The sequence below is a fragment of the Aquabacter albus genome (assembly GCF_040049275.1).
Lineage (GTDB): Bacteria > Pseudomonadota > Alphaproteobacteria > Rhizobiales > Xanthobacteraceae > Aquabacter.
Genome location: NZ_JBDZDT010000012.1, coordinates 1 through 16970, shown reverse-complemented (window position 1 = coordinate 16970; position 16970 = coordinate 1). Strand labels below are relative to the sequence as shown.

At 60.7% G+C, this 16970-nt stretch carries 17 protein-coding genes; 6 read left to right on the top strand and 11 right to left on the bottom strand.

Annotation, left to right across the window (positions count from 1 at the left end; all coding sequences use genetic code 11):
• Window positions 1–16: 16 nt before the first annotated feature.
• Entirely contained in the window at window positions 17–1345 is a 1329-nt protein-coding gene (locus ABLE91_RS25400; RefSeq protein WP_348935346.1) for an LLM class flavin-dependent oxidoreductase, read from the bottom strand.
• A gap of 169 nt (window positions 1346–1514) precedes the next feature.
• Here ABLE91_RS25400 and ABLE91_RS25395 point away from each other — a divergent pair, with 169 nt between their 5' ends.
• Window positions 1515–1748: a DUF1272 domain-containing protein gene (locus tag ABLE91_RS25395; RefSeq protein ID WP_348935345.1), complete on the top strand. Its 234-nt coding sequence runs from the start codon at window positions 1515–1517 to the stop codon at window positions 1746–1748.
• Window positions 1749–2001: 253 nt separating this feature from the next.
• Here ABLE91_RS25395 and ABLE91_RS25390 read toward each other — a convergent pair whose 3' ends face one another.
• From ABLE91_RS25390 to ABLE91_RS25380, 3 genes are all read right to left on the bottom strand, one after another.
• Window positions 2002–2259, bottom strand: coding sequence for a hypothetical protein (locus tag ABLE91_RS25390; RefSeq protein WP_348935344.1), 258 nt, complete (start codon window positions 2257–2259; stop codon window positions 2002–2004).
• Between the two features lie 287 nt (window positions 2260–2546).
• Complete coding sequence (locus tag ABLE91_RS25385) at window positions 2547–5717, bottom strand: efflux RND transporter permease subunit (protein WP_348935343.1); 3171 nt, start codon at window positions 5715–5717, stop codon at window positions 2547–2549.
• Between the two features lie 294 nt (window positions 5718–6011).
• Complete coding sequence (locus tag ABLE91_RS25380) at window positions 6012–7256, bottom strand: efflux RND transporter periplasmic adaptor subunit (protein ID WP_348935342.1); 1245 nt, start codon at window positions 7254–7256, stop codon at window positions 6012–6014.
• A 129-nt stretch (window positions 7257–7385) separates the two neighbouring features.
• Here ABLE91_RS25380 and ABLE91_RS25375 point away from each other — a divergent pair, with 129 nt between their 5' ends.
• Complete coding sequence (locus ABLE91_RS25375; RefSeq protein ID WP_348935341.1) at window positions 7386–8015, top strand: TetR/AcrR family transcriptional regulator; 630 nt, start codon at window positions 7386–7388, stop codon at window positions 8013–8015.
• Between the two features lie 222 nt (window positions 8016–8237).
• Here the strand turns inward: ABLE91_RS25375 and ABLE91_RS25370 are convergent, their stop codons facing one another.
• From ABLE91_RS25370 to ABLE91_RS25350, 5 genes are all read right to left on the bottom strand, one after another.
• Window positions 8238–9551, bottom strand: a complete 1314-nt coding sequence (locus ABLE91_RS25370; RefSeq protein WP_348935340.1) for an MFS transporter — start codon at window positions 9549–9551, stop codon at window positions 8238–8240.
• Window positions 9552–9617: 66 nt separating this feature from the next.
• Complete coding sequence (locus tag ABLE91_RS25365; RefSeq protein ID WP_348935339.1) at window positions 9618–9992, bottom strand: nuclear transport factor 2 family protein; 375 nt, start codon at window positions 9990–9992, stop codon at window positions 9618–9620.
• 223 nt (window positions 9993–10215) lie between these two features.
• Entirely contained in the window at window positions 10216–10692 is a 477-nt protein-coding gene (locus ABLE91_RS25360; RefSeq protein ID WP_348935338.1) for a cupin domain-containing protein, read from the bottom strand.
• Window positions 10693–10758: 66 nt separating this feature from the next.
• Window positions 10759–11547, bottom strand: a complete 789-nt coding sequence (locus tag ABLE91_RS25355) for a type 1 glutamine amidotransferase domain-containing protein (RefSeq protein ID WP_348935337.1) — start codon at window positions 11545–11547, stop codon at window positions 10759–10761.
• A gap of 134 nt (window positions 11548–11681) precedes the next feature.
• Complete coding sequence (locus ABLE91_RS25350) at window positions 11682–12371, bottom strand: cysteine hydrolase family protein (protein ID WP_348935336.1); 690 nt, start codon at window positions 12369–12371, stop codon at window positions 11682–11684.
• 914 nt (window positions 12372–13285) lie between these two features.
• Between ABLE91_RS25350 and ABLE91_RS25345 the strand changes: the two genes are divergently transcribed.
• Window positions 13286–13867, top strand: a complete 582-nt coding sequence (locus tag ABLE91_RS25345) for a DUF7002 family protein (RefSeq protein ID WP_348935335.1) — start codon at window positions 13286–13288, stop codon at window positions 13865–13867.
• Between the two features lie 120 nt (window positions 13868–13987).
• Here ABLE91_RS25345 and ABLE91_RS25340 read toward each other — a convergent pair whose 3' ends face one another.
• Window positions 13988–14656, bottom strand: coding sequence for an antibiotic biosynthesis monooxygenase family protein (locus ABLE91_RS25340; RefSeq protein ID WP_348935334.1), 669 nt, complete (start codon window positions 14654–14656; stop codon window positions 13988–13990).
• 214 nt (window positions 14657–14870) lie between these two features.
• Between ABLE91_RS25340 and ABLE91_RS25335 the strand changes: the two genes are divergently transcribed.
• From ABLE91_RS25335 to ABLE91_RS25325, 3 genes are all read left to right on the top strand, one after another.
• A complete protein-coding gene (locus ABLE91_RS25335; RefSeq protein ID WP_348935333.1) occupies window positions 14871–15422 on the top strand; it encodes a TetR/AcrR family transcriptional regulator in 552 nt (183 codons plus the stop codon).
• A gap of 136 nt (window positions 15423–15558) precedes the next feature.
• Window positions 15559–16098 (top strand): TetR/AcrR family transcriptional regulator, encoded by a 540-nt coding sequence (locus ABLE91_RS25330; protein ID WP_348935332.1) that lies wholly within the window; start codon window positions 15559–15561, stop codon window positions 16096–16098.
• A 45-nt stretch (window positions 16099–16143) separates the two neighbouring features.
• Complete coding sequence (locus ABLE91_RS25325) at window positions 16144–16434, top strand: putative quinol monooxygenase (RefSeq protein ID WP_348935331.1); 291 nt, start codon at window positions 16144–16146, stop codon at window positions 16432–16434.
• Window positions 16435–16873: 439 nt separating this feature from the next.
• Here ABLE91_RS25325 and ABLE91_RS25320 read toward each other — a convergent pair.
• A partial coding sequence (locus tag ABLE91_RS25320; RefSeq protein WP_348930610.1) for an IS3 family transposase occupies window positions 16874–16970 on the bottom strand: 97 nt, incomplete at its 5' end.

The following is a 16970-nucleotide window of genomic DNA, read 5'->3' as shown; positions in this document are numbered from 1 at the left end:
GTGAACAACGCCGACCTCACGCGCGATCGAACCGATTTGGCGGCCTCCTCAACCCCAGACGGTCACGCAGCGTAGCGCCAGCATATTCCGACTGGGCCAGGCCGCGTCGCTGCAGCTCAGGAACAACCTGCGTGCAGAACTGCACGAGATCCTCCGGAAGCAAGGGAAACATCAGATTGAATCCGTCGCCGGCGTCTGCCGTGAACCATGCCTCGAGCTGATCGGCGACGTCGGCTGGTGTGCCGGTTACCGATGGGACCGCGCCGGCATTGATGAGACCGTGGGCGACGTCTCGGATGCTCAGGCCTTGCGCGGCGAACGCCTTCATCCGTTCGAGATTGGAGCGTTGGCCATCATAGGTCTCGATATCGGGCAATGGGGGCAGGGGACCGTCTATCGGAAAACCCGACGCGTCGATTCCACACCAGCTCGAAACGAGATCGACACCGATACGCTCGGGAACAAGGGTCTGGAGAAATTCCTCCTTTTCTCTCGCCTCGTCGCGCGATGAAGCGACGACGGGATGAATTCCCGGCAGGATCTTGAGATCCTCGGGCAGACGGCCCGCACGTTCCAGCCGCGCGTTGAAATCGGCTCGATATTTCTGGCCTTCTTCGACCGACCGCATGACGGCAAAATGAACGTCGGCATGTCGTGCGGCGAGATTCTTGCCATCGTCCGACGAACCCGCCTGGACGATAACGGGATGGCCCTGCGGTGGGCGCGGCACGTTCAGGGGACCGCGGACCTTGAGATATTTGCCTGCGTGGTTGATCCGGTGGATCCGGCGGGGATCGGCGAAAAGACCCGACTCACGGTCGAGCAAAATAGCGCCGTCCTCGATACTGTTCCAAAGAGCTTTGACGACATCGAGATACTCGCCCGCGCGCTCATAGCGATTGGCATGGTCGATGTTGCCGTCATGGCCAAAATTCATCGCCTCTTCAGGCATCGACGAGGTCACGACATTCCAGCCGGCGCGACCATGACTGAGATGATCGAGCGAAGCGAACATACGCGCCAGATTGTAGGGCTCGGTATAGGAAGCCGAGGCCGTCGCGAGAAGCCCGATATGTGACGTTACCGCTGAAAGCGCCGACAGCAGGGTGATCGGCTCAAGGCGCGGATTGGCGTAATGGGCGATGTTGCTTTCGTACGTGTCCCACATACCGACATGATCAGCGACGAAAATCGCGTCGAGCTTCGCCGCTTCGCTCACCGCAGCCAGGGACTGGAAATAGGGAAGGTCGTAGATCTCGCGTGACGGCGCATTAGGATGCCGCCAGGAAATTCGGTGATCGCCCTGAGGATTGAAAAAGAAGGCACTCAAGATCATTCGTTTCATGCAGTGATCAATCCTCTTCGCGGCCGAATGGCCGCCCCTCAACGCTCTTTGTCTACCTCTCGATAGATAGTCTCTTGCATTTTGTTAAAGCTCTGCGCTATCGTCTGTCAATATCTATCGGAAGATAGGCGCGGTCGACGGGCCGCGCGAGCAAGAGGGAGATGAGGCTATGCTGGTGATGAAACCGGGATGTGAGTGCTGCGATCGCGACCTCTCGCTTGACAATGGTGAGGCGTTAATTTGCTCATTCGAGTGCACCTTCTGCCCCGACTGCGCGGACACCAAGCTGCACGGCATTTGCCCGAATTGTGGCGGAAACCTCGTCGAACGTCCCGTGCGCCCGGCAAAAATGCTCGAAAAATACCCCGCGGCGACGGTGCGGACCTTCAAGCCTGCCGGCTGAGCGGCGGCCTGACACCATCATCGACTTGACAGCACCTGTCTGGCCGGGACCAGGAGCGCGTCGGTAAGCATGGCCGGTTGGGGCTCGTGCGGTTCCGTCGCCACCGCGCGAATGGTGTTCTCTCCGATCGCGCTCTCGGTGGCAGTGCGGTCGATTGCCGCCGCCCGTAGCCCAGCTGGATAGAGCCCCAACGCTCAGCCAGACGTTGAGGAACCTGGAACACGAAAGTATTTGCGAAGAGGGCAGTAGCCGATCAGAGAAACGGAATGGGGGATTCGCGCTGTTCCTTCGGCGTGCGATCGTCGACAAACCATTTCAGGCAGAGCCACGGCCTTTCGTCCAGATATTGCGCCGCCTCCTCAGCGGCTTCATCGCCGTACTCCCCTCTAACGTATCTTATCCAATTGGCCCTCCACGCCTCGACATCCGCCCGCAACGTCTCGTAATTCGGTCGCCGAGGCATCTCGCCTTGCGGTTCGGTTGATTCTGCTGCACTCGACGCGTTCTGCATCATCGCTCCTATCTCGACCCTCCGATCGCCCGCCTCCGGCGCCGGATATCACCGGCGCTCCCGGGCCTACGCCGCAGCGGAGAACGCGAAGATGAGCTCTGCGAGCCTCTCCAGCTCGTCTTCCGGCGAAAAGTGCCGGGCTTCCGTGATCTGCATGAGCCGCCCGCTCGGAGTGCGGGATTTCCAATTCGGCGTCCACGACCTGGCTCTTCTTTTCGATTCAACGAAAACCACTAGAATGACCGGAGCGGAGACCGGCAACGCGCCGATCTCCGCTCCGGTCGAGGTCAAGCGGATTGGGAAACCGAGGCCTCCTCCACCACATCTGCCTTCTTTGCCCGGAACCGCTGGACCATCACGTAGAAGGCCGGCGTGAAAAGAAGCCCGAAGATCGTCACGCCCAGCATCCCGAAGAAGACGGCGGTTCCAAGCGATTGTCGCATCTCGGCGCCGGCGCCGGTCGCTGTCGCGAGCGGCAAGACACCCAGGATGAAGGCAAAGGACGTCATCAGGATCGGCCGAAGTCGTGTCTTCGCCGCACTCACCGCCGCGTGTTCGGGCGACTCGCCCCTCGCCTCCTCTTGCCGGGCAAACTCGACGATCAGGATCGCATTCTTAGCGGCGAGGCCAACGAGCACGACGAAGCCGATCTGCGCGAGGATGTCGATCGGCATGCCGCGCAGCTGCAAGCCGGCGGCTGCGGTCAGAAGGCACATGGGCAGGATGAGCACGATCGACAGCGGCGTCTTCCAGCTTTCGTACTGAGCGGCCAGGACGAGGAAGACGAACAAGGCGGCCGCCGCGAAGACGACGATCGTAGGCGTGCCCTGCTGCTTCTCCTGATGCGACAGCTCGGTCCACTCGAATCCGACACCCGTCGGAAGCACCTGCTTGGCGAGCTCTTCCATTCGCGTCATGGCGGTACCCGAGGAGATGCCGGCTCCAGCCGCGCCCATGATCTCGGCCGCGGGGTAGAGGTTGTGGCGGGGAACACGGTATGGCGCGGTTTCGCTGCGGAAAGTCGCGACCGAACCGATCGGCACCATTTCTCCAGCGGTGTTGCGCACTTTCAGACGCGCGACATCGTCCGGCGTTCCACGGAACTGTCCGTCGGCCTGAGCGATGACCTGGAAGGTGCGGCCGAGGTAGTTGAAGTCATTGACATACTGCGAGCCGATATAGAGCTGCAGCGTCGAGAATACGTCAGTCGGCGTCAAACCGACTTTCTCGGCCTTCAACCGATCGATATCGGCAAACAACGACGGCGACCCTGCATTGTAGAGGGTGAAGACTCCCGCAAACGCCGGATCCTTGTTGGCGGCCGCCACGAGATCGTTGGCGGCTTTGGCAAGTGCCTGAGGCCCGAGCCCGCCTCGATCTTCGAGCATCAGCTTGAAACCGCCGGCCGAGCCGAGGCCCTGAACGGGCGGGGGCATGACCGCGATGACATAGGCATCCTTCACGACGGCGACCTTCTCGCGAAGGATCTTGAGCATCGCCGCGGCGTTCACGCCCGGAATGTTCTTTCCATAGAGCGACGGCAGCGCGACGAAGATCGTGCCGGCGTTCGGCGCGACAGTGTTGGTCGTAACGTCGAAACCAGTGACCGGCGAGGTATGCTCCATACCCTTGATGTTGAGCGCGATATCGTTCACCTGACGGACAACTTCATCCGTGCGGGCAAGACTCGATCCAGGCGGAAGCTGAACGACCACGACGAGGTAACCAATGTCCTGCTCGGGGATGAAACCCGTGGGCATCCGCGACATCTGGAAGCCTGTCAGGCCGATCAGCGCCACGTAAACCAGACCAATGATGGCGGTGACGCGGACGAAACGCGCCGTCATCTTGCCATACGCAGACGACAGCCACTCGAAGCCGCTGTTGAAGCGGCCGAAGACGGCATGCGTGATCCGGCGAAAACCACGCGGCTTGGCGTGCTCGCCGGTCGGATGTGGCTTGAGCAGGACGGCGCACAGGGCAGGACTCAGCGTCAGAGAGACGAAGCAGGAGATCACGGTCGAAGCCGAGATCGTGATCGCGAACTGCTTGAAGAACAGACCGCCGATCCCTGAAATGAACGCAGCAGGAACGAAGACGGCGCAGAGTGTCAATGCAATGGCGATCAGGGCCGTCGAGACGTCGGTCATCGTCTGATGCGCAGCATCGCGCGGCGACATGCCCGCTTGCATATTGCGCTCGACATTCTCCACCACAACGATCGCGTCGTCGACGACGATGCCGACTGCGAGAACCAAGCCGAACAGCGACAAATTATTGATCGAGACTCCGAAGGCCGCGAGGATCGTGAACGTGCCGATCAGCGAAATCGGGATGGCCAACACCGGGATGATCGTCGCCCGCCAGTTTTGCAGGAATACGAACACCACGATCACGACGAGGACGATAGCTTCGAAGATCGTATGCACGACTTCGTCGATTGACTGGCTGACGAAAGTCGTCGGGTCATAGATGTTGATGTAGTCGAGTCCTGGTGGAAAACTCTTTTTCAGCTCCGCCATCTTATCCCAGACCGCTTTCTCGACCTGAACGACGTTAGCACCCGGCTGAGCGATCACCCAAAACGGCGATGAGTCATAGCGATCCGCATAAGCTTTCGAGCCGTAATCGGCGGCGCCGAGTTCGACGCGCGCGATGTCGCGGATTCGTGTGACCCGGCCTTGCGCATCCGACTTGACGATGACGTCGCCGAACTGCTCCGGCGTCGTCAGACGACCGAGCGCCTCGACGCTGATCTCATAGGCCGCTGGATTCGACACCGGCGGCTTGTTAAGCACGCCTGCCGAGACCTGGGCGTTCTGGGCACGCAACGCGCTCAGGATCTCGTTCGCGCTTATGTTAGAGGAGGCGGCCTTGTCGGGATCGACCCAGATCCGCATGGCGTATTGACGTTCGCCGAGATTCCAGAGGTCGGCAACTCCCGGCAGGCGGGAAATCTCGTCTTTGACGTGGAGGATGAAGTAGTTCGAGATGTATTCGGCGCTGCGTGAGCCGTCGGGCGAGTAGGGATGCACGCCGAGCAAGAGTGCCGGGATGGTTTTCTTAACCTGCACACCCTGAAGCTGCACTTCCTGCGGGAGACGTGAGAGCGTGTCCTGCACTCTGTTTCGGGTGAGCATCAGCGCCGTGTTGGGATCGGTGCCGACCTTGAAGATGACCGTAATCGTCAGAAGACCGTTCCCAGTCGATTGGCTGGTGATGTAATCCATGTTCTCGACGCCATTCACCGCCTGCTCAAGCGGGGTGGCAACGGTCCGGGCCACGGTCTGGCCGGAAGCGCCAGGGTAGGCGGTCGTGATCTGCACTGTCGGCGGAACGATATTGGGATATTGCGCGACTGGCAGCGACGTCAGCATCGCCAGACCGATCAGTACGAAGAAGATGTTGACCACCGTCGCGAAGCGGGGATGATCGATGAAAAAATGCGCGAGCTTCATGGTTCGACTCAGCCTGGGTGTTGGATAGACGTGGCTTGAGCCAGTTCACCGCGAGCGTTATCGCGCTACGTTTTCAAGCCGAAACTATCTATCGATAGATTGCTAGACAATTAGAGCGACCGGCGGAGGCATGTCAATCCTCTATCTATCGATAGGGCTATGCTTTCGCGAGCTTTTGTCAGGATCGGTCAGTCGAGACGGAGGAGCGACGAACGCCCATCCGTCTTGCTGGGGCTCGGAGATTCCCCGAGACTGATTGGCGTCAGGCAGCCGCGTGTCGGCTGCGCTGTAATTTCACTCGATCGCGTTCTTGTTCCAGGCGACCTTGGACGGCTCGATGCGCGGATCGACGACCGAGCCGGGGCGCGCCATCGGAATACCATCGACAATGACCTTGTCGGCAGCTGTAAGGCCCGAGCGGACGACGCGCAGGCCGCCACGCAGGTCACCGAGCTCCACGGGTTTCGGCACGACGACGTTCTTGTCGCTGACGGTAAGAACAATATGCGCTGACTGATCGGCAAGGACCGAGGCGTCCGGCACAAGGAGTGCGGGGGCGGGCGCGGTCAAACCGATGCGCACGCGCGCAAACTGTCCCGGAGCCAGGAAGAGGTCCGGGTTCTTGAACGTCGCACGGGCATGTATCGTGCCGCTCGAGCGGTTGACCGCGTTGTCGAGGAAATCCAACGCGCCCTGATAGCCATAACCGGTCTCATCGCTCAACGACGCCTCGACCTTGTTATCGAGCGGGCCACCCTGCTTCTGGCGTTGACGCTGGAACGTCAGGTAGTCCTGCTCACTCATGTCGAAGTCGAGATAGATCGGGTCAAGCGAGACGAGCGTCGCGAGCAGCGTCGTGGGGCTGGTGGCGGCGCGGCTGCCAGCAATCAGGCCGCCGATCGAGACTTGCCGCGCACCGATGCGTCCGGTGAACGGTGCCGTCACTCTGGTGTATTCGAGATCAAGCTGTGCGTCGCGGATCCGCGATTGAGCATCGTCGATCGCGGCCTGGGCGGCCTGCTGCTCGGCAATGCGCTGGTCATAGATTTCCCGGGTCGAATTGCCGGTCTTGAGGAGAGCCTGCACCCGCTCCAGCTGGTTGGTCGCGAGGCTGTACCGCGACTTGGCGGATTCGAGTGCGGCATTCGCCTGGCCGAGCTTGATCTCGTAGGGCCGGGGGTCGACGACAAACAAGAGGTCGCCCTTACGGACGATCTGCCCGTCTTCAAAGTGGATCTCGGAGAGCGTGCCGCCGACCTGGGCGCGCAACTCGACCCGATTGATGGCCGAGAACTGGCCGATCGCTCCGAGGCGCGTCTCGACATCGCGCTGCAGAGGGTTGCTGACCGTCACAGCCGCGAGCGGAGCTGCAGGGGGGACCGAGGCCTGGGAGGCCTCCTGGCCGAAATAGGCGAACCCACCGACGCCACCGGCGAGTAGCACGGTGAGAAGCGGCAGCTGCCAGCGCAAGTTCCTGCGGTGACTAGAGTTATTGGTCGCTGCGGGATTGACCGGGGCTTCGATGACAATGTCGCTCATGGTTGGCCTGCCGTGTGGTTTGAGGAATTTCGTCTGGGGTCTTTATTTTTGGAGTATCTGCTCCTATAATCATCAATATGGCGAGAGCCCAAACCAAGTCAAGTGAATTTTGGAGTGAAAACACCAAAAATGTCGGAGACACAAAAACGCGGCCGCGGTCGGCCGTCCACATTCGACCGCCCCTCAGTGTTGCGCGAGGCGATGAAGCTGTTTTGGGACAATGGCTACGAAGGTACGACCTTCGAGGAGCTCATCTCCAAGATGAGCATCAGCCCGTCGACCTTTTATAACTCGTTCGGCAGCAAGGAGCGGCTCTACCGCGAGGCAACCGAGAACTTCATGGATTATGCCCAGACGTGGATCCAGAGCGCGCTGTCGGAAGACGGAGCAACGACGCGGCAAGCCTTCGCGCATCTCCTTGAGTCGGCTGCCGAACAGTTCACGCGCGAGGACTTGCCACGCGGCTGCATGGTCTCCTTGTCTGGCACACATCAGGCGCCCGACCTCATGCCGATCCGTGACATGATGGTCGAGTATCGCGCGGCATCCGAGGTCTACCTCGCCGATCGCATCCGAAAGGGGATCAGGGAGGGCGACATGCCAAGCACGATCGACGTCGACGCGCTTGCGGCCTTCATCCACGCCATCGTTCGCGGAATGGCCGTTCAGGCCCGGGATGGAGCAAGCCGCGCGAAGCTCGAGAACATCGGCCGGGTTGCGATGGAAGCCTGGCCAGAAGCGAGCAAAGTGGCAGCCTGACACGATTTCGGAGCTGGTTTGCGCCCGACGAGCGTCGCATGCTGAGCTCCTTCGAGCAACGCGCCAAGTGCGAAGCCCTTGTCAAGATTGATGCTCGGAGAGGCAAAGAAGAGCGGTCATGCGCGAAACCGTGCGACGCAGTCGCGCATACCCTGGCGACAACAGCCGATCCAGTCCCGGGATCGAGGCGGGCTCGCGTCGCTTCCCGCCTGATCGGTGCTGCTAGTTGATGGCCGCCTGCGGCGGCGCGCTGCGCCCGCCGCCCAAGAGATAAGCGACAATCGCAGCGATCTGAATGGCCACCGACGCGACGAAAATGATCTGATCGGACCAAAGCTCGCGGAAGAGACCGAACACGGCGGGAGCGATGGCATAAGCACCCTGCGAGATCGCGACGATCAGTGCCACCGCCCTGGCAGCGTCTTCCTTGGAGAATTCGAGATTGGCGATCACCGGCGGAACAGAGATGGCGTTACCGACGCCAAGGCCGAAGAGCACGACGCCGACCACGAGGAGGGCAGGACTGCTTCCGTCAGCGAGCAGGAGAACGCCGCATCCCAACGCTTGCGCAACAAGGCTGTACGACGCGATCGCACGCCAGTTTGAAGTGCCCGATGCGCGCCAGCCGACGGCGACACGGCCGACAACGGCGGCAACGCCAGATGCGCCGGCGGCGAGCCCGGCACCTTGCCTTCCGAGCGTGGGTGCTAGCACCGAGACGAGGTGCGCGACGAGCCCGGTCTGTGCGAACAGGGCCAGGGTCATTCCGATGCACAACGTAAGAAAGGCGCGATCGCGGAAAAGGTGGAGCCGGGGGGCCGCCGCGGAAGTCTCAACGGTCGCGCCGGAGTGAAGGGCCGAAGCGGTCGGCAGGCTGCCGTCGGGGGCTTGTTTCAGGGTCTCGGGCGTCCGCGTTAACACAAAGCCTGCCAGCACGCCCAGTGTGGCGAGCATCGCCACACTGACCACAATCGCCGCTGCAGGGAAGCCGATCCTATCGATCAATGCGACCCAGAAGGGAGAGAAGATCACGCCTCCCACACTGCCGCCGTTGAATGCGACACCGAGCGCCAAGGGGCGTTTAGCGGCGAACCACGGGGAAACGATAGCGTTGATGGCGACCGCGCCGAGGACGGACCATCCGATACCGGACAAGAACGCGGCCGCGTAGAGCTGCCAAGGCATGTTCGCCAGAGCCCAGCCCAGGATGCCGAGCGCCATGACGACCCCGCCAGCGAAGGTGACGATCGGCAGTCCGAAGCGCCGATAGAGGCCGGGCAGGTTCGGGATGAGGGCGAGGCCGACCAGGAAATGTAAGGTCACGGCGCCTGAGATGAGCGCGATCGGCCAGCCTCGCGATTGGCGCACGACCTCAAGATAGACGGGTGGGCCATAGAAGCCGGTGCCCCAGCCGAACACCGCGACGGTGAAAGCTGCGGCGACGACCCGCCAACCGAAGAAGCCGGGCGTGGCACTGATCGCGTCGACCACTGCCTCCACCGGAGGGTTGGTCAGATTGGTGTTGCGATTGGCCACGATGAAATCTCCCGCGCGTCCACACCCACGCATCGCGGGCCACCGAAGCAGCCCTCGGCCGGGCCGTCAGTAAACGGTGTTGGCGTTCTTGGACGTGGCGGGGACGGGAGTGAACACGTCCCAATGCTCGACGCGGAACATGTCGATGCCGACGTCGCCATTTTCGCTGAGCAGCCCGGTCCAATATGCGTGGACCGCGACGAGGTCGCCATCTGCGAGCACACGGCGGATATCGCCCTTGGCGTCGGGGAAGGCGGTCAGGAAACCGTTGATGAAGGCCCGAAGCCCCTCGACACCGTCTTCGGCGCCGGCAGTGTGCTGGGTGTAGGTGTCGCCGACATAGCGAGCGATGGCGCCATCGGCGTCGCCGTCGAAATGGGCATCCTTGTAGAAGGCCAGAACGGTCTTCTTGTTCTGTTCGGAGATACTTTCGGTCGTCATGGTGAAGTCCAATCGTGTGTCGTCCACGGCGCGTGCCGTCGCGGATGAAGGGCTACTGTGCGTGGGTGCCCCGGAGGGCGGGCGGCAGCGCGATGACCCGGCCGGGATGCTGTTACTGTGCTCGTCACGCGGCGCGCTGCAGAGGGGGATTGGCAACGCGCCGCGAGGAGAACGTCTGATCGACGATCCGTCGAGAGGCGTTCGACAGAGGTGCGATCACAGCCTATTCGGTCGTGGGCGGAATCTGCGCGTCGAACTTGTTTTGCTGGACGATGTAGATCAGGCACGGCTGCTTGGAGACGCACGCGGTCGTATGAGCTTGCTTGCCACGCTGATACCAGTACGAACCCGGCCCAAGCTTCTCGGGCTTCTGCCCGGGTTGATAGTTTTCCAGCTGACCTCTGATGACGACCGCGTAGTAGTCGTAGGTGTGGCTGTGGAGCTTACTCACAAACCCCGGATCGAACCGGAAGAAAGCGCCGTGAGCGCCTTTGGTCGCATCACCCCAGACGTTGGAGAACTGGATGCCGGTGTTGGGGTTCACACCCCTCGCGCCGGTGTCGGTGAAAGAATAGTGGCTCGCCGGATTGGTGACCGACGTACCGCCGTTGGCCGGAGGAAAGGACTCGTCCTGCGCGTGCGAGGAGGCCGTGAACGCAAAGAGTGCGAGAGTCGCGACCGCGAGTGATCGGAACTTCATGTTACTTCGCCTTTGTGTAGCTCTGCTGGTGATGGTGATGGTGATGGTGATGGTGACGAAGCGGCCTCAAGCCGCCTTCTTTAGGGCCTCGATGAACTTCGCGGCGAGCTCATGGTCCGACATCGGATTCTGAGCAGTAATTAGCTCGCGGTCGACAACGACGAACGAGGTGAAGTTGTCGGCGTTGACGACGTCGGCGCCGGCTGCTTCGAGCGCGTCGGGCATGTTGAAGATCAATTTCTTGTGGAAGACATGATCTTCGGCGTATTCCTCCTCGCTGCGCGAAAAGACGGTCATGCGATAGCCGGCATACTGCCAACCCTTGCCCAATTCGCGCGCCTTCACCTCGTTGCCGTCGATCAGGGCTGCGCGCAATTCGCGTGCCTTATCGAGCGCGGCCAGAACGCTGATCGGGCCGTGGCAGATCGCGGCGGTGGGCTTGTTGGCTACGTGGAAGTAGCGAAGCACTTCGCCCGCATCGGGGTCCTGCATCACGTCGACGATCGGCGCGTGGCCACCCGGGAAGAAGACGCCGGCGAACCGATCAAGTCCTGCATCGATCACCGAGCGGATCGTGCGGACGTCGTTCATGGCAGGATCGTTGTTGAAAAAATCGCGGGCCTTGGTGCGGGCCACGTCGTCCTGGGCGAAGTAGATCAGCGCATCGGAGTCCTTGTCCATGTGCGGCTTCTCGCCGGTCGGGGTGGCGAGGACGAAATCGTATCCGGCGGCGACGAGCGCCATCAGAGGAACTGCGGTTTCGTTGAGGAACTGGCCGATGGTGATCGTGCCACCGCCCTTTGCCTCAAGCTCGGTCCCGTTCGAACCGACGACGAGGATAGTGCCCTTACTCATTTTGAATCTCCTGTGGTCGAAGAATTGGCTGTGCCTGCCTGCGGGCGATGCCGCGTGAACGCGCAGCGCAATGTCCCGGCGGCGCGCCATGTCCACCGGTCTTTTTGGCGACGGCCTGCGCGGCCGTATCGATCTCAGGCGGTCGCCTTGGCCGCCTCGGCCATCCGGCGCACGGTCTCCTCCGTGCTCCACACCGCGTTGGCCATGAAGCGCCAGTTGATCATGGCGGCATCCAGGCCCGAGCCTTCCTCATTTGCTGCCGCGGCGACGGCGTCACGGACCATCACGGTCTCGAACCCGTCGCGAATGAGGTTGCGCATGTGATCTTCGAGACAGAGATTTGCTACCGGACCAGCCATGATGACGGTCTCAATCTTCCGTCGACGCAGCATATAGGAGAGGTCACTGGTGGGCGCGTAGGTGACGTGGCGTGACACGACCGTCGTATTCTCGTCTTCCATATATGGCTTAAACCGGTCGGGAATGTCGGCGCCGCCGCCGGGGACATCGTGGGTGTGAAGAGGACTCTCGCGCGCTACGACCCCGCCGTGGAGTGCGAGATCCTCCATGGGGCCGAGGCGGGTTTTGCCTTTGTGATCATGCGGGAAGAAGTAATGCGGTGACATGAAAACCGGATATCCATGATCCTTCGCAGCTCGAAGCAAGGATTCCAGGTTGGCGTTCACGTTGTTTTTCTTCATTAACTCCTCAATCATGACGAAATATTTACCGCCGTCAGTGAGAAAGTCGTTCTGGATATCGACAAGCACGAGCGCGGTCCGATCGCCACTGATCTCCATATTGACCTTGTGTTCGAACAACATTTGAAGCTCCTTGCGGTTTTGGCGAGCACTGGCTGCGCGGCCTATGGTCTACAAGATGGCCAGACGCTATCTACCGGTAGATAGCTAGCGGAGCCTCATTAGTGAGTCAAGCTCTATCTATCGATAGACCGGCGCCGCTTTGTTGACCGAGTCGGTGGGCACCCTGATCGCGCCGCTCGCTTTTGCGGGCATGGTCGCCGCATCCCTATCGATAGATAGACCATCGGCAGACCTGCTTAACGGGTGCCGACGGTAGCGGGCAAGGTCAGCGCGACGCGGTGGAAAGCGCCCCGATAACCGGAAAGACGAAACTTGTTGTGAAGTGAGATGGGGGGCGATTTCGGCGCCGAGCGCACTGTGTCGTTGCAGATCATGATCAAGATCTGCGTCTGGCTCGGACGTCAGCAGGCATCCTGACCGGACGGACCGGGTTTATCGTTTCCGCCATGCGATCTTCGTCTAGGAAAAAGGTTGGGATGGTCTGCGTAATCCCACGGCCTCGAACGTGGTCAGTTTGATGACGTGTATGCGATCCATCAATTTCGCCTGCGCAACGACGCGATCGTTGGTTATCAGCGCCTGCAGCCAGGAAGTGGAATTCGCCGCGACGTTGAAGGTTCTGCATGCGGACATAGGAACAAGGCGCGGGCAGCCGCAGGCGCTCTCCAAGCCCCCGATCGATCATTTGGCGAAGAGGGTCGCTCCGAATGATCAAGGGCGGTTGCGTATGATGCTCTTTGTGAGCGAAACCCTGGCGCCTTCTTCGCAACTCACATATTGAGCTATATCGATCGATCGGTAGATTCGTCTGCGCGGTCTCGCGCGATCACTAAGGCTCTGGAAGTTAGCTGCGGGAATCGATCTCACGATCGGTCATAATAGGAAGGACAGTTCCGGACTAGATGCGTTCGCCTATGACAGAGGTTTTCCATCTCGCGGAGGCAACCAACCTTCCGTCCATATTCGAGCATGGGCTGACGAGCACAAAGCGGTTGTTCGGCCTGACGCTCCTCCCGGAGGCGGACCAGGCCAGCCGCCTACGTTCGCACCGACCGGACAATGAGCGCCTTTCGGACTCGGTACTGATCCGAGACCAGAAGCCGATGCCTCCATCGGCTCTCGAGCGGGCGCTTGAAGACGGTCTCGCCCCGGCCGACTGGTATGCCCTTCTCAACGACTTTGTCTTCTTCTGGCTCGATCCGAGCAGGGTAGAGCGCCAGCGCCGTGCATGCGGTGACCGCCCGCAAGTCCTGCTGACGTTCGACGCGGCTTCGCTGCTCGACCAGTTCGGCGCCGAAGCTTTTGTCTCTCCCATAAATAGCGGTAACGCCCGCCGGCGACCGGCGCTTCGCGGACGCCGCACGTTGATGCCGTACGGCCGGTGGCTGGAGAGCGGATGGCCAACCGGAACGCGACATCGGGCGCCGGTGGAGCTTCTTTTTCGAACCACGATCCCCGTTAAGGCGCCTTACTTATTGGAGATGCGCGGCGTCTAAAGGATCCCTTGGGATTGGCGTCGGCAGCAACCGACACGAGGGCGGCGTCACCTAGAAAACAAGCGCCGAAAGGCCGTTGCATCGGTCCGACCGATATCTCCGGGTGCCGTCGCGGAATTCCTATTGGGCTACGCGCGCAATCTCCGGGTAGTATTGCGGGCTCTCGCGTCGGTCGAACATGCCGTAGTCGCGCACGATGCGCACAACGCGATGCCTGATCATGCCTGCGGTCGCGGCAGGACTGACGTCGAACGCCTCCGCCGATCGGCGGTCGCGCCACGACGTGAGGAGCGCCAATTTCCCCTCGTTGTAGATGCTCGCGAAGATATCGTGGTCCAGCAGGGCCGGGCGGTGTCGATCGAGCGCTAGTAGCTCCGCGAGGTTTTCGGGGACGGGGTGGCCGGCAGGAGAGATTTCAGTCAACGCAGCAAATTTTGCGTCGCCGACCTCAGTCTCATCCAGTCGCTGCTCGATGAGCCTTACCCCGTCCGGCGGCACTGAATCGGACACCACCTCGCCGACACGCAGATGGTAGTCCTGAAAAACCTCGTCGCGGCCGCGTTGCTGTGTCTCGTGGTGCTTGGCGATCGTGCGCCAGCGAACGACGGACTTTTCGTCGCGCCAGGTCGAATGTGAAAGTATCCATCCCGGCCGGCGCTTGCTCTCAAATCGTTCGTTGTCGATGAAACCGTCGATCCCCTCTAGGACTGGCTTCAGGTCTTTGGCGAGCGCGAGATAAAGCTCGAATTCACTACGCTTCGGGTGGACTTCGAAAATAACAGAGAACATTCTGCTGAACCCGTTCGCTTGGATTTTAAGTCGGAGACAGACGCCGCCGTCCCGGCGGATCACGGTCCGCGCCCCATGGTCAGGCAGAATCGTTCCCCATTCAAATACCGACCGAATCATATAGCACGACGTCCTACCGATAGATAGATTAAAGTTGTTGTTTTTGGTCTCTCGAAGCCCTACCTATCGAGAGATAGCCATGGGAGCAGATCTGATGAGTGATGTCGCTGCCGCCATCATGGACGCCGCGGAGCGGCGGATGCGGAGAGGCGGCTTCAACGGTTTCAGTTTTCGCGAGATCGCCGCAGACGTCGGCGTGAAAAGTTCGAGCGTGCACTACCACTTCCCAACCAAGGAAAACCTCGCTGCAGCTGTCATCAAGCGCTACACCACGGAGAGCGCGGAGATGTTCGAACGCGAGCTCGCCAAGGAAACCGACCCGGTCAAGGTCTGGGTGAAGGCGTTTCGTGTAACAATTCACTCCCAGGACCGGATGTGCCCATGCGCGGTGCTTGGAGGGTCGTCGCAGGACTTGCCTCCAGAGGTCGCCGCGGAAGTGAAGCGCTTCTTCAAGATGTGTCACGACAAGCTCGTCGAGCGAGGACTGCCGCCGGATGAGGCGTCACATCTGCTTTCCACGATCACCGGCGCGCAAGTGGTCGCCAACGCGATGAACGACTTGAGTGTTTACGACAGCGCAACGCGGGAATTCACCAAGAGCAAGACACCTGCGCCGGCGAAGGCGACGTCGCGGCGCGCCAAATAAACTCGCGGACCTCCCGAAATCCAGGCTTTTAAAGAACCGTGACACGAGCGATTAGCTTCCATTAGGATCTCGCGAGACAAATTTCCCTGGCCAATCGCGCCGAATTAGTCTATCTATCGATAGACAGGAGGGTTTCGTGAGCGGAACGGCTGAACGTTTGATGGATCTCGCCGAAGCCCACATTCGAGATCGCGGGTATGCCGGTTTCAGCTTCCGCGACCTAGCGGCTGAGGTGGGCATCAGGAGCGCGAGTGTCCATCACCACTTTCCGACGAAGGCGAAGATGGCGGCTGCCGTGGCTCACCGCTACGCAAGGCGATTCCTCGCGTCGGTTGAGGCAAAACCCGATGAGAGACCCGAGGATGCGATCAGCGCCTATCGTGCTGCGGTCAGAAAGACGATCGAGCACGACGGGCGCATGTGCCTCTGCGGCATTCTGGGCGCTGAGGCCGGCGCGCTGACACCGGAGGTGAAGGCCGAGGTGCAGTCATTCTTCCAGCACTGCATCGAGGACCTCGCCAGTCGCGTCGGAGGTCCTGGCGCAGTTGCGCGGGCGCACCACGTCATCGCCACACTGGAAGGCGGGATGATTCTTGCTCGCGCCTATGATGACATCGGCGCCTTCGACCAGGCGACATCCACACTGAGTTCAACGACAATCGAACCGACATCTTAAACACGCGAATAGCTGGCAAGACCGTGAACCAGGGGGATCGAATAAATGAGTTTTATTGTTGTGGCGCGCTGGGTCGCAAGAAAAGAACATCGAAGCGAAATCGAGAACATTCTACAGGAATTCGTACCGCAGTGCCGTACCGAGCCTGGCTGCCGAGGCTTTATCGCGCACCAGTCGATCGAGCGGCCAGAGGAGTTTCTCTTGTACGAACACTATGGAGAGGAAAAGGACTTCGTCGATCACCAGGGGACACCGCATTTCAAGGAGCTGGTCCTCCGACGCGCGGTGCCATTGCTCGAGAGTAGAGGGCGTGTGCCATACAAGATCCTGGTTTGAAACGTGACCGTCGGGCGGCGCCAAGGGACGGATCCCGAGGTACCGGCGGCTTTGATTTGCCCACCGGGCGCGATCAGTCTATTTTGAGATTTCTGTTGAAAATTAATGGCTTATGTTCCATAATCTTCCTTCTGCGATTCACGCAGATGAGAGCAATGTCCCGGGCGTAACAAACGCCCGGGCAAGCCGATGCCCGGCAACTGTGCCTCTTGACGTCGAATTGGCGGGCAGGTGACGGGTCGGCGTCCACGAGGCCCAAGTTGAGCATGAAGGCCAGTGGGTAATACTCGCTGAGACCACATCCTGAAGCGCAAGTCCTCCTCGTGGCTTCATATGCCCCGGCCGGGGATCTCTGGCCTTATGAGTTGCTGGCCTGTCAATGTTCGCTCGATCGCCGGCGGCGACGACATGGCCTGCCGCCGGTTTTGTGGACACCAGGTTAAGCTAATTTAGCTCGCTCCTCGAACTCGATCGGGCTCAGATAGCCTAGCGTCGAGTGCCTGCGTCGGCGATTGTAGAAGCGCTCGATGTAGTCG